This window comes from Mediannikoviicoccus vaginalis (assembly GCF_928097925.1).
GTDB lineage: Bacteria > Bacillota > Clostridia > Tissierellales > Peptoniphilaceae > Mediannikoviicoccus > Mediannikoviicoccus vaginalis.
Map to the genome: position 1 here is coordinate 193,816 of NZ_CAKMRI010000001.1, position 23,460 is coordinate 217,275.

Annotated in this window: 18 protein-coding genes and 1 other annotated feature; of the genes, 16 read left to right on the forward strand and 2 right to left on the reverse strand. The window is 34.9% G+C overall.

Features of this window, described 5'->3' with window-relative positions; genetic code table 11:
* Window positions 1-62 precede the first annotated feature (62 nt).
* Together L6651_RS00970 and srtB are read left to right on the forward strand one after the other, a co-directional pair.
* On the forward strand, window positions 63-7,070 hold the full coding sequence (locus tag L6651_RS00970) for a G5 domain-containing protein (RefSeq protein WP_237036189.1): 7,008 nt from the start codon (window positions 63-65) through the stop codon (window positions 7,068-7,070).
* A 20-nt stretch (window positions 7,071-7,090) separates the two neighbouring features.
* Complete coding sequence (gene srtB / locus L6651_RS00975) at window positions 7,091-7,843, forward strand: class B sortase (protein ID WP_237036190.1); 753 nt, start codon at window positions 7,091-7,093, stop codon at window positions 7,841-7,843.
* 249 nt (window positions 7,844-8,092) lie between these two features.
* On the opposite strand, the gene L6651_RS00980 is transcribed toward srtB, so the two are convergent.
* Together L6651_RS00980 and sfsA are read right to left on the reverse strand one after the other, a co-directional pair.
* Window positions 8,093-9,280, reverse strand: coding sequence for a tRNA(Met) cytidine acetate ligase (locus tag L6651_RS00980; RefSeq protein WP_237036191.1), 1,188 nt, complete (start codon window positions 9,278-9,280; stop codon window positions 8,093-8,095).
* Window positions 9,246-9,965 carry a DNA/RNA nuclease SfsA gene (gene sfsA, locus L6651_RS00985; RefSeq protein ID WP_237036192.1) on the reverse strand — a complete coding sequence of 240 codons (720 nt, stop codon included), beginning with the start codon at window positions 9,963-9,965 and terminating at the stop codon, window positions 9,246-9,248. Before sfsA ends, L6651_RS00980 begins: the two co-directional genes overlap by 35 nt.
* Window positions 9,966-10,026: 61 nt before the next feature.
* On the opposite strand from sfsA, the gene L6651_RS00990 reads away from it, so the two are divergent.
* From L6651_RS00990 to L6651_RS01055, 14 genes are all read left to right on the forward strand, one after another.
* The gene (locus L6651_RS00990; RefSeq protein WP_237036193.1) at window positions 10,027-10,467 is read left to right on the forward strand and encodes a macro domain-containing protein; all 441 of its coding nucleotides are present in this window, start codon (window positions 10,027-10,029) and stop codon (window positions 10,465-10,467) included.
* Between the two features lie 105 nt (window positions 10,468-10,572).
* Window positions 10,573-11,181 carry a zinc dependent phospholipase C family protein gene (locus L6651_RS00995; protein WP_255784916.1) on the forward strand — a complete coding sequence of 203 codons (609 nt, stop codon included), beginning with the start codon at window positions 10,573-10,575 and terminating at the stop codon, window positions 11,179-11,181.
* 24 nt (window positions 11,182-11,205) lie between these two features.
* Window positions 11,206-11,931 (forward strand): hypothetical protein, encoded by a 726-nt coding sequence (locus L6651_RS01000; protein ID WP_237036194.1) that lies wholly within the window; start codon window positions 11,206-11,208, stop codon window positions 11,929-11,931.
* Window positions 11,932-12,082: 151 nt separating this feature from the next.
* Window positions 12,083-13,261, forward strand: coding sequence for an ISL3 family transposase (locus L6651_RS01005; protein ID WP_237036195.1), 1,179 nt, complete (start codon window positions 12,083-12,085; stop codon window positions 13,259-13,261).
* A 256-nt stretch (window positions 13,262-13,517) separates the two neighbouring features.
* Window positions 13,518-14,012: a crossover junction endodeoxyribonuclease RuvC gene (ruvC, locus tag L6651_RS01010; protein ID WP_237036196.1), complete on the forward strand. Its 495-nt coding sequence runs from the start codon at window positions 13,518-13,520 to the stop codon at window positions 14,010-14,012.
* Window positions 14,013-14,016: 4 nt separating this feature from the next.
* Window positions 14,017-14,607: a Holliday junction branch migration protein RuvA gene (gene ruvA, locus L6651_RS01015; protein WP_237036197.1), complete on the forward strand. Its 591-nt coding sequence runs from the start codon at window positions 14,017-14,019 to the stop codon at window positions 14,605-14,607.
* Between the two features lie 2 nt (window positions 14,608-14,609).
* Window positions 14,610-15,620 carry a Holliday junction branch migration DNA helicase RuvB gene (gene ruvB / locus L6651_RS01020; RefSeq protein WP_255784602.1) on the forward strand — a complete coding sequence of 337 codons (1,011 nt, stop codon included), beginning with the start codon at window positions 14,610-14,612 and terminating at the stop codon, window positions 15,618-15,620.
* Between the two features lie 3 nt (window positions 15,621-15,623).
* Complete coding sequence (gene queA / locus L6651_RS01025; RefSeq protein WP_237036199.1) at window positions 15,624-16,655, forward strand: tRNA preQ1(34) S-adenosylmethionine ribosyltransferase-isomerase QueA; 1,032 nt, start codon at window positions 15,624-15,626, stop codon at window positions 16,653-16,655.
* 1 nt (window position 16,656) lies between these two features.
* On the forward strand, window positions 16,657-17,778 hold the full coding sequence (tgt, locus tag L6651_RS01030) for a tRNA guanosine(34) transglycosylase Tgt (RefSeq protein WP_237036200.1): 1,122 nt from the start codon (window positions 16,657-16,659) through the stop codon (window positions 17,776-17,778).
* A gap of 11 nt (window positions 17,779-17,789) precedes the next feature.
* Window positions 17,790-18,104, forward strand: coding sequence for a preprotein translocase subunit YajC (gene yajC, locus L6651_RS01035; RefSeq protein WP_237036201.1), 315 nt, complete (start codon window positions 17,790-17,792; stop codon window positions 18,102-18,104).
* 56 nt (window positions 18,105-18,160) lie between these two features.
* Window positions 18,161-19,891, forward strand: coding sequence for a single-stranded-DNA-specific exonuclease RecJ (gene recJ, locus L6651_RS01040; RefSeq protein ID WP_237036202.1), 1,731 nt, complete (start codon window positions 18,161-18,163; stop codon window positions 19,889-19,891).
* Window positions 19,892-19,955: 64 nt separating this feature from the next.
* Complete coding sequence (locus L6651_RS01045) at window positions 19,956-22,109, forward strand: RelA/SpoT family protein (protein ID WP_237036203.1); 2,154 nt, start codon at window positions 19,956-19,958, stop codon at window positions 22,107-22,109.
* Entirely contained in the window at window positions 22,109-22,561 is a 453-nt protein-coding gene (gene dtd / locus L6651_RS01050; RefSeq protein WP_237036204.1) for a D-aminoacyl-tRNA deacylase, read from the forward strand. The genes L6651_RS01045 and dtd overlap by 1 nt, the downstream gene beginning before the upstream one ends.
* 8 nt (window positions 22,562-22,569) lie before the next feature.
* Entirely contained in the window at window positions 22,570-23,178 is a 609-nt protein-coding gene (locus tag L6651_RS01055; protein ID WP_237036205.1) for an MBL fold metallo-hydrolase, read from the forward strand.
* A gap of 38 nt (window positions 23,179-23,216) precedes the next feature.
* Window positions 23,217-23,396 (forward strand) — a binding site (T-box leader).
* The last annotated feature ends 64 nt before the right edge of the window (window positions 23,397-23,460 follow it).

Here is a 23,460-nt window from a genome sequence, read left to right on the forward strand (position 1 = left end):
GGATCTTAGAAATTTATATATAATATAACTATATTAGATGAATCTTAAGAAAGGAAATGAAAATGGATAAATTACAAAAAATCGTAGATGAAAAAAAGAAAAAATCTGCAAACACGAAACCCAGATACGACATGCGTAAGCTAAATGTAGGGTTTGTGTCTGTATTTTTAGGACTTTCGATTCTGTTGTCCTCAGTGGTGTCATTCGCCCAAGAACTAACAGGAGTTAGTGGTGAACAATTAGGAGAGCTTAAGTTACAGGCAATTGCAAATGCAATGAATGCAGCTGGAACAAATGAGCCAAACTATAGCGAAGATGAAAAGAAAATCCAAAACTACAGTGGATCTGAACGTTATAGGGAAACGGATTTACAACCGGGAGATCCAAATCAGACTCAATATAAAACTGATGAGAAGCAGGCAAAAGACGGCTTTAAATTTGAACTTAAAAACCCATCCGCAACATCACCAAGTAAGACTGAATGGGGTTATCAAATTACCATAGACAAGAAGACTGGTCAAAGAACCTATACTAAGGTTTCTGTTAGTGATGCTGGACTTGTACCAGCACAATTAGGCGAAAAACCTATGATGGATGCAGGAGATAAATTGACTGATCAGTCTCCTAATGTAACATTCAAGCCAGATGAAAATGGAAAAATGACTGCCGCTGGACGACAAAGAAACTATAACTATGAAGCCAGTGCAGAAACCCTAAAGCATATCAACAGCAAGGATAACGACTCTACTTCCTTTGGTATGAAGGATAATTACACTAAAGAAAATCCAGGAACGAAGTTTTTTGGAGATAACTTCGTTTTAGGTTACAAGGTAAACCCATGGCCAAATGAAAATGACAGCCTTAAGCTAATGAAACTCAATGGAGAGTACAATGAAAAAGTCTTTGTTCAAGGTCAAGATATAGACACTGGTATTAAGGTAGAAAATATAGATGAAAGTGCCAGGGAAAGATTAGCTGGCCAAGTTTACCATCCAGTAACTGGCAAAGTTGTGCCAGGAGCTAGTGCCTATATTGACGATAATGGCAAGGTACATGTAAAGATGCCAGCAGGCGCTCTAAAATTAGAGGGTGGCAAGTATGTAGTAAATGAAGATTCTATTTTTGCTAAAGATCCAGATTATAAGGGCTTAACACACTTAGATGTTAAATTCTTCGCCCGCCCAAGAACAAAAGATGAATTTACAAATATAGCAGAAACACCAGATAAATTCGGTTACACAGGAACTTACACAGAAACAGGTGCAGGATCTGCTACCATCAACCATAAGGGAACTAATGTCACAATCGACAAACAAGGCATCGACCGTTACGACCATTACAATCTAATTGGTGATTTCAAACTAAACCTAGACGACACTAGGTACTATGACCAAGAATTCAAAGATGAAGAAGGGAATAAAATTGATTCAAATGATTCTACAAGTGTAGGCCCTGGAAAAAAAGCTACTATAAGAATTTTAGATCCAAGTACACCTGGTGGAACTCAAAAAACTGGAGATGAAATGGATGCTGCATATAAAGCTGGAGAAGCCACAGGAAAACTTAAGGAAGAATACCTTATAGCAGCAAATAAAAAAATTGCTAGAGAGTTAGGAATAACTTACGAAGAATTGATGAAGGAAGAAAACAAGGACAAGAGATGGGTTATTGATGGTAATCCTGACAATATATCACATTTTGATATAACTGCACCAAAAAACGCAAAAGCTGGAGATACTATAGCCCTACCTGTTGAATACACCTATACCAACGGTTCAACAGATACACGTTGGTTCCACTTTGTAGTTCAAGAGTCAGTCTTAAACAAACCAGAATACGAGGCACAAGTTAACTTTCCATCAGAAGAACAAACATCACCAGTAAAGGTTACTGAAGATGAGAAGAAACTAAGCCCAAAATCATATTCTATAAAAGATGGCTTTGATTATAAGGACGACCATGGAAACGAATGGACTGTTTCTATTGACGAAACAACTGGCCAAGTAACAGCTAAGCCAAAGAATAGTGGCAACTTTAATGGTGGTGAAAAGATCAAGGTTCCAGTAGAAGCCCATTATGAAGATCCACTAGAACCAGATGAAGATATCACCGAAGAAACAACTGCTGAATTTATCATCAAAGAAAGAGCTAATATGACTCCTCGTTACAATGCCAAAGCAGGTAAGGCAGGAGATAAACTTTCTTCTGATGTTATACTAAACGAAGAAGATAAATTCAACAGAAGACCAACTAAGTTTACTATTAACACAAATGCCTATACAGATGATAAGGGCAATATTTGGCAAGTGTCAATCGATGAAAGTACAGGTAATGTGACTGCAACTGTTCCAGATGGAGAAAATATTGACGGAGCTTTATTAAACGTACCTGTAACTGCTCATTATTACGATGGAGATACAGAAAAAGGTACAAGAGAAACTGAAGTTCAATTTATAGCTTCAGGTACAAAAAATGCCATTGTTCATGAGCAAGAAATCCCATTTGAAACAAAAGTTGAAGTTGCTGACGACCTAGCAAAAGGCGAGTGGAGATATAAAAAAGTTGGGGACGTTGAGCTTAAGGGTAAGCCTGGAAGCAAAAAAACAACCTATACAATAAGAGACTCTAAGATTGTAGACACTAAAGTGGATGAAACAAAACCAGAAGATGCTGTTATCGAAGTTGGTAGCAAAGACTTTGTAGATGAGTTTAAACACGTTGAAGAAATACCTTTCGAATATCAAGTCAAAGAAGTAGACACCCTTAAAAAAGGAGAATACGAAATTGTAAAACCAGGTAAGGTTGGAACTAAGACTACAACTTGGAAGATTGTAAACTCTAAGGTTGAAGGTGAACCTACTATCACTACAGTTGAAGCGGAAGATGCAATCATCAATGTCGGTAAGGGAACGAATAGCGGTACTCATGAAGTTATAGAAAAAGTTGAAGTGCCATTTGAAACTATTATAGAATTTGACGACAGCTTAAAACCAGGGGAACAAAAAGTCACACAAGAAGGTGAGTTAGGTGAAAAAACTAGGACAAATACTCTCACTATAGAAGATGGCCAGGTAACAAAAACTGATGAAGGCGAATATACTCAAACAAAGGCGCCTGTAAATAGAATCATCAAAGTAGGTAGAAATACTGAAGGTACACACACTTACGAAGAACAAATTCCGTTCAAATACAATATTTCTTATGATCCAAATCTAAAATCTGGTGAATACGTAATAGATGTAGAGGGAAAAGAAGGAACAAGAAAGACAACTTGGACTATCAAAAACTCTGAAATAGTTGGAGATCCAAGTGTAGAAACAACAAAACCTGTTAATGCTGTAATTAGAGTGGGTAAAAAAGACTACACTGGAGAATTTTCTCACGAAGTAACAGAAGCAATTCCATTTACAGTTAAAATTATAGAAGATGAAACACTTGAAGCTGGTAAGAGTGAAGTAGTAACTCAAGGTAAGCCAGGCTCCAAGACAACCAAATACACTCAAGCTATAAAAAATGGAGAAGCTGATGGTGAACTAAAATCAGAAGAAACATCAAAGACCGAGCCTGTAGAACACGTAATAAGAGTAGGTAAGAAACCTGCTACAAATAGTGTGACAAAAGAAAGCACTGTTCCAGTAGATATTGTTTATAAATACGACCCTAATTTGGATGTAACTGTTGCCAAACAAGGTACATTTACTCCAGGTGAAGTAAAGACAGTTGTAACTAATGAGTACAATCCAGAAACTGGCAAGATTGAATCTAAAGAAGAAACAGTAGTTAAAAATGCTACTCAAGAAATAATAATAGGTACTAAAAAGTACACTGGTGTCTTTGAAAATGAAATCACGGAAGTTATTCCTTATGAAACAAAGGTAAAATTTGATGAAAATCTTGAACCAGGTACTGTTATAGTTGATGCACCTGGAAAACTAGGCGAACAAAGAAAGAAATTTATCCAACATTTTGAAAATGGTGTTCAAACATCTACAGAAGAACAAGATTTAGGAAAAACTGAACCAGAAGATAGGATAGTTAGGGTTGGATATAAGACAGATGGAACTCATACTCACAAAGAAAAAATTCCATTTGGATACAAGGTAGTATATGATCCTGAATTAAAAGCTGGAGAATACCAAGAAGTAACTCCAGGTCAAGTAGGTGAAAGAATTACCACTTGGACAATTGTAAACTCTAAAGTTGTTGGAGAACCAAAAGTTGTAGAAACTCAACCAGTCAATGCTGTTATTAAAGTTGGAAGCAAAGACTTTACAGGTACTTTTGAAACTAAGAAGACTGACTTTATAGAATTTGAAACAGAGTACATTGTAGACAACACTATGGAACCAGGTACAACTGAAATAATTCAAGAAGGTCAGCATGGTGAGATAGAAACAACAGTTACTCATACAATCAAAAATGGAGAAGTTATAGAGTCAAAAGAAGGAGACCCAGTACAAACCAAGGCTCCATCAAAGAGAATTGTAAAAGTAGGCGCTGCAAAATCCAACGGAACATATGAATATACCAACAAGGTTCCATATGATGTAGAAGTTAGGGTAAATCCTAACCTTAAAAAGGGTGAGTATAAGGTCGTTCAAAAAGGAGAACCAGGAGAAGAAAAATATACCCTTACTATAGAAAACTCAAAGGTAACTAATACTTCTGACCCATCAATAATAAAAACACCAGTTAAAGAAATTATTGAAGTAGGTAATGCTGATTTCGCTGGTACAGTGGAATATGTTGACAAAGATCCAATACCATTTGAAACTGAAATTATAGTTGACCCAAGCCTAGCACCAAATGAAATTGTAGAAGACCAAAAGGGTGAACTTGGTGAACAAGAAACTAAGGTTACAAGAATAATTACAAATGGTGAAGCAGGCGAAGAAGTACGTGGAGAAACTAAAGTAACAAAAGAACCAGTTACAAGGAAATTAAGAATAGGCTCAAAGACTAATGGCCAATACAAGGAAACAGAAACAATTCCATTTGAAGTTGAAGTTAGAAAAGACCCATCACTTAAAAAAGGTGAGTGGAAATATAACGAAATTAATGGAGTACCACAAACTGGAGAAAGCGGCCTAAGAGAAAGAACACTAACTATTGAAAATTCTCAAATAACAGAAACATCAGAATACAAAACAGTTAGAGAGCCTAAGAAGGCAGTTATACTTGTAGGTGACGAAGACTTTACAGGTGTGGTAAAACACACTGAACACTTTGAAATTCCGTTTGAAGTGGAAGTTAGATACAACAGTGAACTTCCAGCTGGAACCAGCAAAGAAATTCAAAAAGGTGTCCAAGGTTCTTATGATATAGAATATAACCAAAAGATTAAAAATGGTTCTCCAGATGGTGAATTGCTCAAAGTTGAATCCAACAGAGTAAATCCTAAAAAGCACATTATAGAAATAGGAACAAAGGTAGAAACTCCTGAAAATAACTACTCCAAAGATGTGGAAGTTGAAATCGAATATGTTTATGACGACACAAAAGACAAGGGAGTAGTAGAAACTGGAGAGCTAACACCTGGTAAGGTAGAAACTAAGGTAGTTGATAAATACAATCCAGAAACAGGCAAGATAGAACAAACTACAGAACAAGTGGTAACAAAGGCTAAGCAAAAAGTTATCGTAGGTACTAAAGACTTCACAGGTAAGTACGAATATAGCAAGACTTGTCCAATACCATTTGAAGTAGAAATTATCGAAGATGATACTTTAGAAAAAGGTAAAAGTGAAGTAAAACAAAAAGGAGTACCAGGTTCTAAGACTACAAAATATGAACAAGACATTAAAAATGGCCAGCCAGATGGTGAAGCTAGGAAAATCAGCGAAGAAACAACTAAAAAACCTTTAAAACACATAGTCCGTGTAGGTACAAAACCAGCTGATCCAACTGAAGGCGAAACTACAAAGACCATCGAAAGAGAAATCCCTTATGAAACTAAGGTAATCTATGATGATACTCTTGAAGCAGGTAGTCAAATAATTGAAAATAAAGGTAAACCAGGCAAGGAAGAAGTAACCATTACTCAAAAGGTTAAAGACTCTAAACCAGTTGGAAAGCCAACAGAAACAACAAATACTATCACCGAAAAAGAAGATAGGGTAGTAAGAGTAGGTGTGAAACCTGTTGAAAAGATTGTTGAATTAGGTAACGATACTGAATACAAACACAACCCAAAACTTAAAGCAGGTGAAGAAAAAGTCATCGAAGAAGGCTCTAAGGGATCTGTAAAATATACCACAACCTTCAATAAGGAAACAGGTAAGCTTGAAGTAAAAGAAGAAAGAACTGAACCAAAGAACGAGGTTGTAGAGTATGGAACTAAGACTGATGGTGAATTCACTTACGAAAGTGAAAAAGCTTTTGACATCAAGGTTATAGAAGATCCAGACCTAGAAGCTGGTAAGGTTGTAGTTGATAAAGAAGGTGTGGTAGGAAAGACAAAGACAACTGTTAAAATTGTAAACAGTGAAAAAGTTTCTGAAGAAACTGAAACTCTTGTAGAGAAACAAGATAAGATAGTTAGAGTAGGAACTAAGAATGTCTGCCCAATCCCAGGAGAAGATCCAAAGGATCCAGAAAAGCCAGGTAAAGAAGATCCAAAGGATTCGGAAAAGCCAGGTAAAGAAGATCCAAAGGATCCAGAAAAGCCAGGTAAAGAAGATCCAAAAGACCCAGAAATACCAGGTAAGGAAGATCCAAAAGATCCTAAACCAAACGAACCAGGTAAACCAGGTGAAGATAAACCAAATGAACCAGGAACACCAGGAGAAACTCCTGAAAAACCTGCTAAGCCAGGAGAAAAGGATCCAAAGACTCCAGGTAAAGAAGATCCAAAGACTCCAGGTAAAGAAGATTCTAAGACTCCAGGTAAAAAGGATTCTGGAGACCAAAATGCTGACAATGCAAGTGTAAAAATTAAAAATAATTCAAATGGTAAGTCAAAGGCTCCTCAAACTTATGATCCAGGAGTTGCTGGATATATAGGTGTAGCAGCAATTGCGGCTTCAGCCCTAGCGTTCTTACAAAAGAAAAAGGACGACGACGAAAAATAAAAACTAACGAGGAGGACTAAATGAAGAAAAGAATTATAAGTATCATCCAAGTCCTTCTTGTAATAGTACTTGCGTGGAGCGGATATAAAATTTACTCATATCAAAAGGACAATCAAGCTTATAAAGTCATTGACAATGATTATAAGGCCATGCGTGATAAGAGTATTAAAAATAATAAAGAGCAATCGAATAAGGAGGAGGTAGACCCTGAAATAGAGGCTGCTATACTCTTTGTTCGAGAGCTTAATAAATCTTATCCACAGGTTAAGGCAAGGCTTTTGATTGAAAATTTGGATATGGATTACCCAATAGTTCAAGGAGAGGATAATTCTTTTTATCTAAACCACGACTATATGGGAAATTATCATCCATTTGGTGCGGTTTTTATGGACTCTAGAAATTCATCTGACCTTAGTAATCAAAACACAATTATATATGGGCACAATGTAAAGTCGGGACATGTTTTTAATCCACTTAATAAGTATAGGGATGAAAAATATGTTGATGACAATCCATATATAATCATTGACAGTCTTGAAGGAAGATTCACATATGAAATCTTTGCAGTGTATGAGACAAATCAGTACGAAGACTATAGAGCTGTGTCTTATGACGAAAAAGATTTTGAAGAATTACTTTCAAGAATTGAAGAAAAGAATTTTTTGAATAGGGAACTGCCTAATGCAGATGATAAAATATTGACTCTGTCCACTTGTTCCGATGTGAATGACAGGATGGTAGTTCAAGCAAAGTTAATAAAAATTGAAAAGTAATAAAAACGGCCATAAGGCCGTTTTTTTGTATGGTGAAATCATATTATGAAGCTTTAGCGTGAACTTTCTAATAGAAAGTTCACGAGGTCGCCTTCTGACACTTTCCTGTCGGAAAGTGAAACGAGATCGACATTTGACCTACAACGAAGACTTTCGTCTTCTGTTAGGTCAAGAATTCTTCGACTTCAATTTTTTGTTCCAAAAAAATTTATGCTCAGAATAACATAGGGGATGCAATATTTCTAACTTCTATTTCCTAACAATGGGAAAATATTCATACTCAGACTTGGTTTCGCCGCTAATTATATTATAAAGTGTGGTTGCTCTTTCTTCCAATTGAAATAATTTTTTTGAAAGTTCATCTTCTAAGTTGAAATCTTTTTTGTTTACTATCAAAGAGACATGTGAATTTTCAACTATCTTTTTTAGTATTTCTTTACCATTTTCATTAAAACCCAGCACATTTACAAATTTTGGTCTTGTGGAAATGGCTTCGTCGACAAAGTCCTTTCTTATATTCAATAGGCTATTTAAAATAAATCTCTTTATTCGTCCTTCTTTAAATCTTTTGCTCTTTGAATTTTCTATAAACTCTTCAAAGTTATTTGACGACTTCAAATTTTTTATGAGCATATCATCGAGACCCTTCTCATAGCCTGTAATGGTAGCAAATTCTGGTTTTTGTAAAAGGAAGTGGTATTTTATTATGTCGTAGTAGTCGTAGTTATAATGGACGTTTTTAAGGCTTGTGGCAGTGGACTCTGGAACGAATCTATTCACGAGTTCAAATTTGTTTTGGTTTACCATTTTTCTTATGGCAGTTGCTGATGGCTGTAAATCTTTTTTATAATCTTCGCTTAGGTATGAAGATCCCTTTCTCTTTATTGGCAGGAGTTCTATGGATGAATTATTTTTCAATTTTGATTTTATATATTCCAATGCCAAAATATTATTTGACTGAAACACATCCACTTCCTCATTAAAAAGCTTCTTTGTTGCAAGTTCAAAGGCCTTTGGGTAAGAATTTCCTCTATTCATGTAGTCTATAATAACTTTTTCGAGTTTCTCTTTATTTTCATATTGAAACTTTGCAATTTCGAAAAGTTTTTCAAAGTCTTCTGTCTCAACTCCAAAGGACAACATGTCAATTACATTTAATTCTTCTAAAATATTGTATGGTCCCAGGGCAAAGTTCTCTGCAGACTGTAGGGAGTAGATGGTTGGTATTTGTAGTACTAAATCAACTCCTGAATAGATTGCATTTTTACATCTTTCGTATTTGTTAAGTATTGCAGGTTCTCCTCTTTGTACAAAGTTTCCCGACATTATTGCTGTAATTGTAGCATTTGGATATATTTTTTTTATTTCTTGTATTTGATATATATGGCCATTATGAAATGGGTTATATTCTGAAATTATCGCGATATTTTTCTTCAAAGCTAATGGGAACCTCCTTATTTATTTTAATACTGTCCTTTGTAACTATAGAGTTGTAGGCTTTTAGTAAAACATTATTTTCTTTTGCTCTTATTAGTGCCCTGGAAAAGTCTTTGTCCATATTGTAATTAGGAACAAGTAAACTAGCCGTTTCTAATTGTATTAAGAATACAACTACTGCTCCATAACCTTCTCCAACTGCATCTACCAGCTCATCTAGATGTTTCTTGCCCCTTGTGGTAGGTGCACCCGGAAAGGCGGCTATTCCATTTTCTTCCAAGGACACTCCCTTTACTTCAAGAAAATATTTTTTCTTTTCACTTTGGGAATAAAAGGCTATGTCAAACCTAGAAGACTTATAACTCACTTCCCTTTTTACATCTACTGGATTAAGATTAGATAAAATTTTCCCTTCTACAATTGCATCATAAATAACTTTATTCGGTATCTGTGAATCTAAATTAATTATCATTCCATTTTTTTCTGCAGATATTAATGTGTATTTCGTCTTTCTATTTGGATTTGAAGATTTTTCTAAATAGCAAATTGCACCGGGAATAAATATTTCATCACATCTTGATGTATTTTTAATATGAACATTTTCTATTTTTCCATCTATTTCAACAAGGGCTAAAAAGCGATTAATCCTCTTTAAAAAATGCCCTTTAAATATATTTTTATACATTTAAACTCCTTATTGATTTTCTATTATGCTTATTATATACTAAAAAAACAAGGGTGGTCATATGGATATTAGAATTACTTTTGAAGATATTTTTGAAATTGAGTCAGATGGGCTTGTCTTCTTTTCAGACAATGCTCTTTTAGATGAAGGCTCAAATAGTTTAATAGAAAATGCAGGGGAGAGAGTTCTTCTTCCACTATCAAAGGTTCAGGGTGTAGCTACTGGGGATGTGAAATTAATTCCCGGATTCGATTTGAAGCAGCTATACATTTTTTTAACTGTACTTCCTGAAGATATTGAGTCAAAGTTAAACCAAAAATTATTTAAGGACTCTTTTAAAAAGATTATTGAACTTTCAAAGGAATATAACTTGGAGTCAATTGCAATAAATTTAAATTATTTAAAAGAGAGATATGGAGAATACTACATCGACTGTTTAAACAGGGTTTTACGCAGTGACGACTATAAATTTGAAGATTTAATAGTGTTTTTATGCGGCTAGTTCCATTGACTTTTTATATTAATTTTGGTAGTATTTAATAGCAGTTAATTTAAAATTAACATAAGGAAAGGATGTTTTACTATATTACCAAATACACATGTTATAATAGCAAATAAACTTCATGATACTCTTAAAAGAGATCATGGTATTAAATTAAATAAAAAGTGGCTTGCTTGGGGAGCTGTTTCTCCTGATGTATTGCCACAGTATAAAATTGTAAGACATTACAAGGAATATAGTATTGATTTCTTGGTAAATGAAATAGTTAGTCTTATTTACCTAGCTAAGATTTTCGACTTTAAGAACTTGGATAGGGTAAAGAGAAAATATTTATCTAAAAAGCTAGGAGTTATTAGCCATTTTCTATGTGACTACATGTGCTTGCCACATAAGGAGAATATGACTTTTAAAGGTTCTTTTAGAGAACATTGTAAATACGAAAAAGATTTAAATAAATTTGCAAAATCACATGTTTTTACAGAAAATGTGATTGAACTGGAACCAATTGACTTATTTGAGTTTGAAACTGTCAATCTTAAGCAATTGGTAATTAATTATATCGATAAGGTTGAAGAAGAATATTCAAAGGGTGCATCTTTTGAAAGGGACTTGGACTTTGCATTAAACTTAAGTTTAAATATGTCCTGTTTCATAGTAGAAGTTGCGGAAGCTCTAGCAGCAGAAAAGGATTTGAGACACTCTTATGTATTCTAATTAAAAGTATGAAAAGGAGGGGCTATGCATCTTGCTAGAAAAAAAGAAGACAAGTTAAAAGATGAATTGAAGTCGAGATTTCTATATCAAGATGACCTAGACTCCCTATACCTTTTACTTTCCGTTATTGAATCTGAGTACAGATGTAACACTCTAAGACCTAAGTACTCTTGCACAAAGCGAGCCTACAATGCCTTGGGTAAGTTTTTTATGGACAGGGAGGATGTTGAGGAGATAAAGGCCGCTGGTGTCAAAATTTTAAATGACGACCTTTCAAGATTAGAGTTTGCAATATACCTTGAAGCTTATACTCTAGGCTATGAAAACTTACAGTCAGTAAATATGGCAGAGAATTATATTCTCACCAAAATTTCCCCAAAGGACATCAAAGGTAAGAAGAAGTTACTTCACACTTACAAAGATAAGGAAACTAGACAGGTTAAGAAGTGCATTGTAGAAAATCTAAAGGATTATAAAGAGTTTGAAAAGAACACTGAAATACTTGTGAGAAAGTTTTTCGACAGGATTGTTAAAGACAAGATATATTATTTAAATAAATACTTAGATAAGCAATTAATCTTTAGATATGACGGTGTCAACACCTATATCGTAGAAGAGAGATTTATAACTTTAAAAGAACTGGAATTATTATTTGACAAATTATTAAAAACTTATATGCGCTCAATCAAGTTCCTAAGTAAGGAAGCCATATGGTATGGCGTAAATGATAGAGTTCTAAGTAGATATTAAGAGGGGATACCCTCTTTTTATTTGGAACAAAAGAAACTGTTGGGGGGTATGAATAAACATACCACCTCAACAGTTTTTTAATAAAAAAATTGCACTTACTCTACAAATCACCTAAAATAAAGTCACCACAACTCAAAAGGAGGTAAAGTAAGTGCAAATAAATAATATCACAAAGCTTGTGGGAATAAAAGGTATAAAATTAGAAAAAGTAGAAGAAACAGAAGACAAGATAACAATAACAGGTAAATGCAAGAAAAGACCTAAAACATGTCCTTGTTGTGGATCAAAAAAGATAGAAATACATGACCATAGACATCAAAACATAAGAGATCTACCATATAGAGATAAACAAGTAGTATTAAAAATAGACGTACGAAGATTTAAATGTAGACAGTGCAATAAAAGATTTACAGAATCTAAACCATTCGTATCAAAACATTGCCAAATAACAACAAGACTCAAAAGAAGAGTATTAGAAGAATTTAAAAATAAAATATCCATCAAAGATATAGCTAAAAAATTTTATATTTCACCCAAAACAGTTACAAACATAATAGATACCATAGAAATAAAAAGATTAAAACTAGGAGAAGTACTAAACATAGACGAATTCAAAGGAGACTCAGGAGGAGAAAAGTATCAGACAATAATAGCAGATAGTCAAAATAAAAAGATATTAGACGTACTACCAACAAGGAAATTTGAATACCTAGATAAATACTTCAGTCAAATACCAAAAGAAGAAAAAGATAAAGTAAAAATCTTCGTAAGCGATATGTATAGACCGTATAGAGATATAAAGAAAAAACACTTTCCAAACGCAAAACATCTAATAGACAGATATCACTTCATAAGACAGGTAACATGGGGATTTGAAAACACAAGAATAGCAGAATCAAAAAAGATGAAAAAACAAGAAAGAACACACTTTATGAGAAGTAAATCCCTACTGACAAAACCAATGATAAAACTACACGAAGATGAAAAAATAAAAGTATCAATAATGTTAGAAAGAAACGAAGAAATAAGAAAAGCATACCTAACAAAAGAAACCTTCTACAATTTAGTAATGAAGAGCGAAAACAAAGAGAAAGCTCAAAAAAACATACAAGGTTGGATAGAATACCTGTTAAAAGACGGATCCATTAAGTGGAGAGCCTGTTTAACAGCCTTTAAGAACTGGATAGAACCAATATCCAATAGCTTTGACTACGAATTCACCAATGGGTACGTAGAAGGAATGAACAACAAAATAAAAGTATTAAAGAGAATAACATTTGGAATGAAAAATTTCAAAAGATTTAGAAATAGGATATTAGCACTCGAATAATATACAAGAACTGAATAAAAGAATTAGCTTTTAGGAAAAATAAGCCTATAGGCTTATTAAGTGAACCTAAAAACAGTAAAAAAGTGACTATTTAGTTAGGTCTTTTAAAAGTAAGTGAATAATGATGTATAAATAAGAGGAGATGCCAACTTTATAGGTTAGCATCCCCCAATGGATTCTTTAGAGCCTTTTATTTTGCCACATAGATGTGAAAATGCTAATGGATTATATGGTAAAATTATAATGAGGTGTTATTTTGAGAGTTTTAGGAATAGATCCAGGAATAGCAATAGTTGGATATTCTATTTTGGATTTTGAAAACAATAAATTTAAATTGGTTGAATATGGATGTATTACCACTGCTTCAACTTCTCCTCTGACCGAGAGGCTGAAGTTTATATATATGGAGATGGAAAATATTATAAAGGAATTTAAACCAACTGACATGGCTATAGAGGAGCTGTTTTTTAATAAGAATGTTAAAACTGCCATTACTGTTGCCCAGGCCAGAGGCGTGGAAATTCTTGCGGGAATAAATAATGGACTTTCCATTTATGAATATACTCCCCTACAGGTTAAGCAGGGGATTGTAGGATATGGCAGGGCGGATAAATTTCAAGTTCAACAATCGGTAAAAAACATGTTGAGACTTGACCACATACCAAAGCCCGATGACGCTGCAGATGCTATTGCAATTGCTATTTGCCATTGTTTCAGTAGCAAGTTTAAAGATTTATACGAAATGAGGTAAGAGATTGTACGCTTATATTATTGGAGATGTTAAATCCATTTTACAAGGTGAAGTTATAGTTGAAAACAATGGAATAGGTTATAGAATTTTTACAACTGCCAGTACAATTGCAGAGCTAAATACTTATGAGACCTTTAAGTTATACACAGAATATATCGTAAGGGAAGATGGAGTATATTTATATGGATTTGCCACTGAAGAAGAGCTTGATCTGTTCAAACTACTTATAAAGGTTTCTTCAGTTGGACCAAAGGTTGCCATAGGACTGCTTTCAACTTTAAATGCAAATGATATTAAATACTCTATTCACAACAATGACATAGATCTTTTAACAAAGGCTCCTGGCATTGGAAAGAAGACTGCAGGAAGAATAATTCTGGAACTTAAGGACAAGATTGGACAGGACTTTGAACTTCCTACTGAAAATGAAGGAACAAATTCCCTTGACGATGACGACACCTTTGCACTGGAAGCATTAATAAACCTTGGATATATGAAGAATGATGTGGAGAAGGTGCTAAGAAAACTTGATCCTGAGCTTAGGCTTGAAGACAAGATAAAACTTGCCATGAAAAATTTAGAGAGTAAGAGGTGATAATGGTGGAAGATTCTAATGAGAGAATAGTGGGAAGAAATTTTATTTCCCAAGACGAGGTCATCGAAAACTCTTTAAGACCCAAGTGGATGGGTGACTACATTGGCCAGGACAAGGCAAAGGAAAAATTGGATATATTTATAAAGGCTGCAAGGGAGAGAGGAGAAGCCCTGGACCATGTGTTATTACATGGACCACCGGGACTTGGTAAGACCACACTTGCAAATATAATTGCAAATGAAATGGGAGTAAATCTTAGAATCACCAGTGGACCGGCAATAGAAAAGCCTTCTGACTTGGCATCTATTTTAACGAATTTACAAAAGGACGATGTTTTATTTATAGATGAGATTCACAGAATCAATCGCTCCGTTGAAGAGGTTTTATACCCTGCAATGGAAGACTTTGCCCTTGATATAATCGTTGGAAAGGGACCTTCTGCAAGGTCTTTGAGAATTGACTTGGAACACTTTACATTAATAGGTGCAACCACAAGGGCGGGACAGTTAACTTCGCCATTAAGGGATAGATTTGGAGTTTTACTGAACTTTGAACTCTATTCCAACTCAGACTTGGCAAAGATTGTAAAGCGTTCTGCAGGTGTCTTAGATGTTGAAATTGACGATGAAGGAGCACTGGAAATCGCTAGACGAAGCAGGGGGACTCCAAGAATTGCAAATAGACTTCTAAAGAGGGTTAGAGACTACGCACAGGTTCTACATGATGGCAAAATAGACCAGGATGTTGCAAATCATGCACTGGATATGTTAGAAGTGGACAACTTGGGTCTGGACAGCGTAGATAAAAAGATAATCCTAACCATTATAAATAATTTCAATGGAGGGCCAGTGGGAGTGGACACAATTGCCGCTTCAACGGGAGAAGAGAGTATTACAATAGAAGATGTTTATGAGCCCTATCTACTTCAAATTGGATTTTTAAACAGGACCAGTAGAGGTAGAATGGTTACTAAGAGGGCCTATGAACATTTTGGAATAGAGTATGAGGAGTAGGTATTGAAAACAGATGATTTTGATTTTGACTTAGATGAAAGTCTCATAGCCCAACATCCCATTAAGAACAGGGATGAGTCAAGGCTTATGGTCATGAGTCGGTCAAGTGGAGAAATTTCACATAAAAAATTTTATGATATTATAGATTATTTAAACCCAGGGGATGTGCTGGTGCTTAACGACACCAGAGTTATTCCCGCAAGGCTTTTTGGAAACAGACCTGGGAAGGACGAAAAGATAGAAGTCCTTCTAGTACAAAGAGGCGACGATGATGTTTGGGAGACTCTAGTAAAGCCAGGTAAGAAGATGAAACTTGGGGCAGAGATTATATTTGGAGACGGTCTATTAAAAGGCGAAGTGGTTGATATTAGTGATGAGGGAAATAGGTTTGTAAAGTTTTATTATGATGGAATCTTTGAAGAGATACTTGATGAACTTGGAAACATGCCCCTTCCACCATATATAACTGAAAAGCTTGAAGACAAAGAGAGATACCAAACTGTGTATGCAAAGCATGAAGGCTCTGCTGCAGCACCAACTGCAGGACTACATTTTACAAAGGAACTTTTGAAAAAGATAGAAGAAAAGGGCGTTATTGTAAAATTTGTCACTCTTCATGTTGGCCTTGGTACCTTTAGACCGGTTAAGGTTGATGATGTGGAAAAGCATAATATGCACTCTGAAATGTATATTATGCCAAAGGACACGGCGGATGCAATTAATGAAGCGAAGAAAAACAACAATAATGTAATTGCAGTTGGAACCACCTGCATCAGGACTTTGGAGTCGGTTTATAAAAAGCATGGTGACATAAGAGAAGACAGTGGATGGACGGATATATTTATATATCCTGGATTTGAATTTAAAGTTGTGGACAGCTTGATAACAAACTTCCATCTACCTAAGTCAACGCTTTTAATGCTGGTTTCAGCATTTTCAACTAAAGAAAATATTTTAAGAGCATATGACATTGCAGTTAAGGAAAGATATAGATTTTTCTCATTTGGCGATGCTATGTTTATAAAGAGGGATTAATATGATAAGTTATGAAATAGAAAAGAAGTCGTCTAATACCAAGGCAAGGGCCGGTGTAATTCACACTCCCCATGGAGATATAAAGACACCTGTGTTTATGCCAGTTGGTACTAGAGCGACTGTTAAGACAATGACTCCAGAAGAGTTAAAGGACATTGGAGCACAGATTATACTTGGGAACACATACCATTTGTACTTAAGACCAGGACAAGAGGTTTTAAGACAGGCTGGTGGACTTCATAAGTTTATGAACTGGGATAAGCCCATACTAACTGACTCTGGTGGATTTCAAGTATTTAGTTTAAATAAAATTAGAACAATAACTGAAGAGGGAGTGGAGTTTCGTTCCCATATTGATGGATCAAAACATTTTATATCTCCTGAAAAGTCCATGGAAATTCAAAATGACATAGGATCTGACATTATGATGGCCTTTGATGAATGTGCACCATATCCATCAACCTATGACTATATAAAGAACTCCACTGAAAGAACTCTTAGATGGCTTGAAAGATGCAAAGAGTATCACAAGAACACCGACAAGCAGTCGCTATTTGGAATCGTTCAAGGTGGTATGTACAAAGATCTTAGAAAGTTTTCTGCAATTGAATCGGCAAAGCTTGACCTACCTGGCTACTCAATTGGTGGTTTATCTGTGGGAGAGCCGAGAGAACTTATGATTGAGATGTTAAATTACACCACTCAATTTATGCCGGAAAATAAACCGAGATACCTAATGGGTGTGGGAACTCCTGACTATCTTTTCGAAGCCGTAGAAGCGGGAGTTGACATGGCGGACTGTGTTCTTCCTACAAGGATTGCAAGAAATGGAACGGCAATAACAACCCATGGTAGATTGGTTGTTAGGAATGCTAAATATAAAAATGATTTTAGTCCACTGGACAGTGAATGTGACTGCTATACATGTAGAAATTACTCAAGGGCCTATATAAGACATTTAATAAGTGTAAATGAAATATTGGGAGCAAGGCTATTGACAATTCACAACTTATCATTTTTAATAAATATGATGGATAATATTAGAAATTCGATTCTTGAGGATAATTTCCTTGAGTATAAAAATGAATTTTATGAAAAATATGGTTATGAATACCATAAATAAAGGAGGATAGTATGCCACAACAACAATTATTTAGCTCAATAGGTTTTATGGTAATCGTCTTTGGTGCCATGTACTTTTTTATGATTAGACCTACTCAAAAGAGAGAAAAAGAAGTTAATAAGATGAGAGCAAACCTAAAAGTAGGTGACAACATTATTACAATTGGTGGAGTCAAAGGAAAGGTAATAAAAATCGGAGATGACTTTGTAGTAATTGAAAGCTCTAACTCAAAGACAAAATTAGAATTTGTTAAGTCTGCAGTGGGAACAGTTATTGCTGATGGAACTGTAGCAACTGAAAAAGAAGAAGAAAAAGAAGAGAAATAATAAAAGAGGGAAAGATAAGATATTTTTTAAAATAACTTATCTTTTTTTGGTGAAAAATGAATAAGTGGTTAATTAAAGCGGCAAATAAAGAATATAAAAAAATTGCTAAGGATTTTGAAATAAATGAAGTACTAGCAAAGATTATTGCAAATAGAGATGTTCCATATGAAGATATACCAAAATATATAAATCCCACCGCTGAAAACTCAATGCATGATCCATTTTTAATGAAGGATATGAAAAAAGCGGTGGATATGCTAATTGAAGCAATAGATTTAAATAAACACATAAGGATTGTGGGAGACTATGACCAAGACGGAAACTCTTCCACCATGACACTACTGGACGGTTTAATGCTCTTTACTGAAAATATTTCATACGCCATTCCCCATAGAGTTGAAGATGGATATGGAATTTCAAAGAGAATTGTGGAGAAGGCAAAAGAAGAGGGCGTTGATTTAATAATTACCTGCGACAATGGAATCAGCTCCTTTGAGCCGGTAAAATATGCTAGTGAACTTGGTATGGATGTAATTGTAACAGACCATCACCAAGTCAATAAGGACGAAAATGGCGAGGACATACTTCCAGAGGCAAATGCTGTGTTAAATCCAAACAGAAGTGACTGTGAATATCCCTTTAAAAAACTTTGCGGCGCTGGAGTTGCCTTTAAATTTATGTATGGCTTATACCTTAAATTGGACGCAGACCTGGATTACCTAATGGACTTACTTGAATATGTTGCCATGGGTACCGTAGCAGATATTGTGGATTTATTAGATGAAAATAGATTTTTTGTTATGGAAGGCCTTAAAAAAATTCATAAGACCAATAACTACGGAATCAAAGCCCTTATTAGGGAAACAAAACTAGAACAGGAAAGTATTGACGTATATAAAATTGGTTTTATACTTGGACCATGTATTAATGCTGCTGGAAGACTTGACACAGCAACGTTGGGAATAGAACTCTTCTTGGAAGAAAACCTTGAACGTATTGACGAGATTGCAAAGAGACTTGTGGAGTTAAACAACGAGAGAAAGGCTTTGACGGAAGAGGGAGTAAAGCTTGTAATGGATAAGGTGGAGAGTGAAGAGCTTTACAAAAAAGATATAATCCTAGTATGTGAGAAGTCCATTCACGAGTCATTGGCAGGTATAATTGCAGGACGTGTTAAAGAGTTTTACAACAGGCCTACAATTGTGTTTACTGCCGCAAGGGAAGAAGGAGTATTAAAAGGCTCTGGAAGAAGTATAGCTGAATACGACATGTATAAAAATATTTTTCCTTTTAAAGGTTTGTTAAAATCCTTTGGAGGGCACCCAATGGCATGTGGCCTTTCGGTGTATGAAGAGAATTTCGACTTGCTTTATTCAAGTCTATTAGACTCTTCGAAGTTAACGAAGGAAGATTTAATTCCAAAAAAATATATTGACAGTCAACTTTTTATAGACAAGATTACATTTGAAATCGTAGAACTTATCAGTACTTTGGAACCCTATGGCGCGGGAAATCCAAAGCCTGTCTTTGGAGATAGAAATATTGAAGTGCTTGATATGAAAATTCTTGGAAAAAATGAAAACACTTTAAAACTTCAACTGAAGGCCAGGGGAAGAAAGCTTGATGGGATTATGTTTTCAAACAAGGAAAAGATAAAAGTTATATACGATTATGTTTCTTCAAAGGCAAATAATAAAAATCCTTTCATAGATATAATCTACTATCCTGACATAAATGAATTTATGGGAAACAAAAATTTACAAGTAAGAATTGTAGACCTTCGTTAAATTGAAGATTAAGTAAAAATATGATACTATAATGGTATTATTTAATGCGATGGAGATGTGTAAAATGCTTGATGATTTGCTTCAAAAAATAGAATCCTACAACCCGGATGTGGACAAAGAACTTATAACAAGAGCATATGATTTGGCTGAAAAGATGCATGAAGGACAGTTCAGAAGTTCCGGTGAACCGTATTTTATACATCCGGTTGCAGTTGCCAACATATTGGCGGACTTGAACATGGACGATGAAACCATAGTTGCAGGTCTTTTACATGATGTTCTTGAGGACACAGAGGTTACTGAAGAAGAGTTAACGGAAATATTTGGTGAAGAGATAACTCTTTTGGTTGAAGGTGTAACAAAACTTAATAAAATCTATTATAAGTCCAAACAGGAAAACCAAGCAGAAAACCTTCGTAAGATGGTTTTGGCTATGTCAAAGGACATAAGGGTTATAATTGTAAAGTTAGCTGACAGGCTTCACAACATGAGAACTCTTGAGTACATGGAGAGGACAAAACAGATTGAAAAAGCCACTGAGACCTTGGAGATCTATGCGCCACTGGCACATAGACTTGGTATTAGTACTGTTAAATGGGAACTGGAAGATCTTAGTTTAAGATATTTGGAACCAAAGATATATTACGATTTGGTTGAAAAGGTAAAGCTTAAACGAAGAGAGAGAGAATCTTTTATTCAAGATATAATTTCAGTTTTGAACCTAGCCATGGAAGAACTTGGAATTACTGGTGAAATAAGTGGTAGACCTAAGAGTATCTATAGTATCTACCGTAAAATGTATCAACAGGGAAAGGCCTTCGAAGAGATTTTCGACCTTTCTGCAGTAAGGGTAATCACCGATAGCGTTAAGAGCTGTTATGGAGTTCTTGGTGCAGTGCATACCCTATGGAAACCAATTCCTGGTAGATTTAAAGACTATATAGCAATGCCAAAACCAAATCTATACCAATCACTTCACACCACTGTTATAGGGCCACGTGGAGAGATATTTGAAGTGCAGATTAGAACCTATGAAATGCATAGAACTGCTGAATATGGTATCGCAGCCCATTGGAAGTACAAAGAGGGAACTAGCGGAAAGAAATCGTCTCTTGATGAAAAGTTGGCATGGATTAGAGAACTTATGGAATGGCAAAAGGACATGTCCGACTCCAGAGAGTTTATAAACTCCTTTAAAGAGAATTTCACTTCAGACGAAGTATTTGTGTTCTCACCAAAGGGAGATGTGATTGAACTTAGGGAAGGATCAACTCCAATAGACTTTGCATATAGAGTCCACTCTGCGGTGGGAAATAAATGTGTAGGTGCAAAGGTGGATGGAAGAATTGTACCTTTGACATATAAATTAAAGACGGGAAATATTGTAGAGATACTAACCTCAACAACTTCTTCAGGACCTAGCATGGACTGGCTTAAAATTGTACAGACATCTCAGGCTAGACAGAAGATTAAACAATATTTCAAAAAGAAGGAAAGAGATAGCAACATCGTTAAGGGTAGAGATATGCTTGAAAAGGAAGTTAGAAAGCAGGGCTACACCTTTAATGAGATTTTAAAAGAAGACTGGCTTAATAATATTATGGAGAGGATGAAGTTTAACTCTCTTGACGACATGTATGCATCCATTGGCTTTGGAACAACACCTTTAACACAGATAATGCCTAAGCTAAAGGAGCTTCATAAGGAATATTATAAGACAGACGAAATAGAAGAAGAAAAACATGATATTGAGTTAAAGAACATACCTGAGAGTTCAGAACATGGAATCGTACTTAAGGGCGTGGACAATATTCAAATCAAGATTGCAAAGTGTTGTAACCCTGTTCCAGGGGACGACATCGTAGGTTATATTACAAGGGGTAGAGGAGTTTCCGTTCATAGAAAGGACTGCTCCAATATTGCAAATATTGATCCAAATAGACTTATTGATGTGTATTGGGATGCTGATGATGAATCCACTTACAATGTTGAAATTCAAATTATTGCATTTGATAGATTTGGATACTTGGCTAACTTGACATCAAAAATATCAGAACTTGGCACAGACACCAAGGGTATGAATGTAATTAAGAATAAAGACAAGACATATACTATAAATATAATTGTAGAAGTAAGTCACACTCAACAGGTGAAGGACATTCTACAGGCACTTAGAAGTATAAAGGGAACATTGGATGTTTATAGGGTGACAGCATAATGAGAGCAGTTATACAAAGAGTTAAAAGAGCTTCAGTAACTGTAGAAGAGGAAAAAATAGGAGAAATTTCAAAGGGATTTTTAATTCTTCTTGCAGTTCATGAAGAAGATACAAAAGATGATATGGACTATATTTTGAAAAAGGTTTCAAAGCTTCGTGTGTTTGAAGACGAAGAAGGCAAGATGAACCTTTCTATTCAAGATATTGCTGGAGAATTTTTGGTAGTTTCGCAGTTTACATTATATGGTGATGCGAGAAAGGGAAATAGGCCTAGCTTTATAGAATCTGCAAAACATGAAAAGGCGAATGAATACTATGAAGAGTTTGTTAAGGAATTGAGAGACTTAACTGGATTAAAAGTTGAAACTGGAAAGTTTGCAGCAGATATGCAAGTGGAACTTGTAAATGACGGTCCAGTAACTATTCAACTTGATAGTAGCAAAATATATTAGGAGAGAATATGGAAGTATTAAAGATTGAAACAAGAAGACTTGTGGAAAATATTTACATTATAATTGAAGGTGATGGAGCAATTATTATTGATCCAGGATATGAATTTGATTCACTTGTGGATTTAATTGAAAATAGGGATTTAAAACTTGAAAAAATTCTCTTAACCCATGGACATGGGGACCACATAGGTTCTTGTGAGCAGCTTAGAGCAAAGTACAACACACCTGTTTATGCCCATGAAAAGGAAAGGGAACTATTACTAGACCCAAACCTCAATTTAAGTGCTGCAATGTATGGTGATATAAGTCTAGAAGCTGACTTTTATGTAAATGAAGACAGTGAAGTTTATTTCAATGACCACAAAATAGAATTTATCTATACACCTGGTCACACCATAGGAAGTCAATGTATCAAGATTGGACAAAATCTTTTCACTGGAGATACACTATTTAGAAACTCCATAGGAAGAACAGATCTACCTACAAGTAATCCAGAAGATATGAAAAATTCGCTTGAGAAAATTAAATTACTTGATGATGAACTAATAGTTTATCCAGGACATAACTCAAGTAGTACCATTGGAGATGAAAAGAAGTACAATCAATTTTTAATTTGATATTTCCATTAAAATATGATAATATTTCTATAAATTTGATATTTACGTTGAAGAAGAGGAGTAAATTAAAATTATTTTTCAGAGAGGAAGAGTTTGGTGAAATCTTCTAAATGTTTTAATTGAAGGTTGCTTCGGAGTAAAGTTGATTACTTTATAATCATTTGAGTGTCATTGAATAATGAAAATTAGGTGGTAACACGGAACCTTTCGTCCTAAGTGGATGGAAGGTTTTTTTATTATAATCATAGACAAAAAAGATAAAACTTTAGAAAAAAGGGGAGT

Coding starts and splice junctions, on each gene's coding strand:
- L6651_RS00970 (WP_237036189.1), top strand. CDS start 63: ATGGATAAATTACAAAAAATCGTAGATGAAAAAAAGAAAAAATCTGCA.
- srtB (WP_237036190.1), top strand. CDS start 7,091: ATGAAGAAAAGAATTATAAGTATCATCCAAGTCCTTCTTGTAATAGTA.
- sfsA (WP_237036192.1), bottom strand. CDS start 9,965: ATGTATAAAAATATATTTAAAGGGCATTTTTTAAAGAGGATTAATCGC.
- L6651_RS00990 (WP_237036193.1), top strand. CDS start 10,027: ATGGATATTAGAATTACTTTTGAAGATATTTTTGAAATTGAGTCAGAT.
- L6651_RS01000 (WP_237036194.1), top strand. CDS start 11,206: ATGCATCTTGCTAGAAAAAAAGAAGACAAGTTAAAAGATGAATTGAAG.
- ruvB (WP_255784602.1), top strand. CDS start 14,610: ATGGTGGAAGATTCTAATGAGAGAATAGTGGGAAGAAATTTTATTTCC.
- tgt (WP_237036200.1), top strand. CDS start 16,657: ATGATAAGTTATGAAATAGAAAAGAAGTCGTCTAATACCAAGGCAAGG.
- yajC (WP_237036201.1), top strand. CDS start 17,790: ATGCCACAACAACAATTATTTAGCTCAATAGGTTTTATGGTAATCGTC.
- recJ (WP_237036202.1), top strand. CDS start 18,161: ATGAATAAGTGGTTAATTAAAGCGGCAAATAAAGAATATAAAAAAATT.
- L6651_RS01045 (WP_237036203.1), top strand. CDS start 19,956: ATGCTTGATGATTTGCTTCAAAAAATAGAATCCTACAACCCGGATGTG.
- dtd (WP_237036204.1), top strand. CDS start 22,109: ATGAGAGCAGTTATACAAAGAGTTAAAAGAGCTTCAGTAACTGTAGAA.
- L6651_RS01055 (WP_237036205.1), top strand. CDS start 22,570: ATGGAAGTATTAAAGATTGAAACAAGAAGACTTGTGGAAAATATTTAC.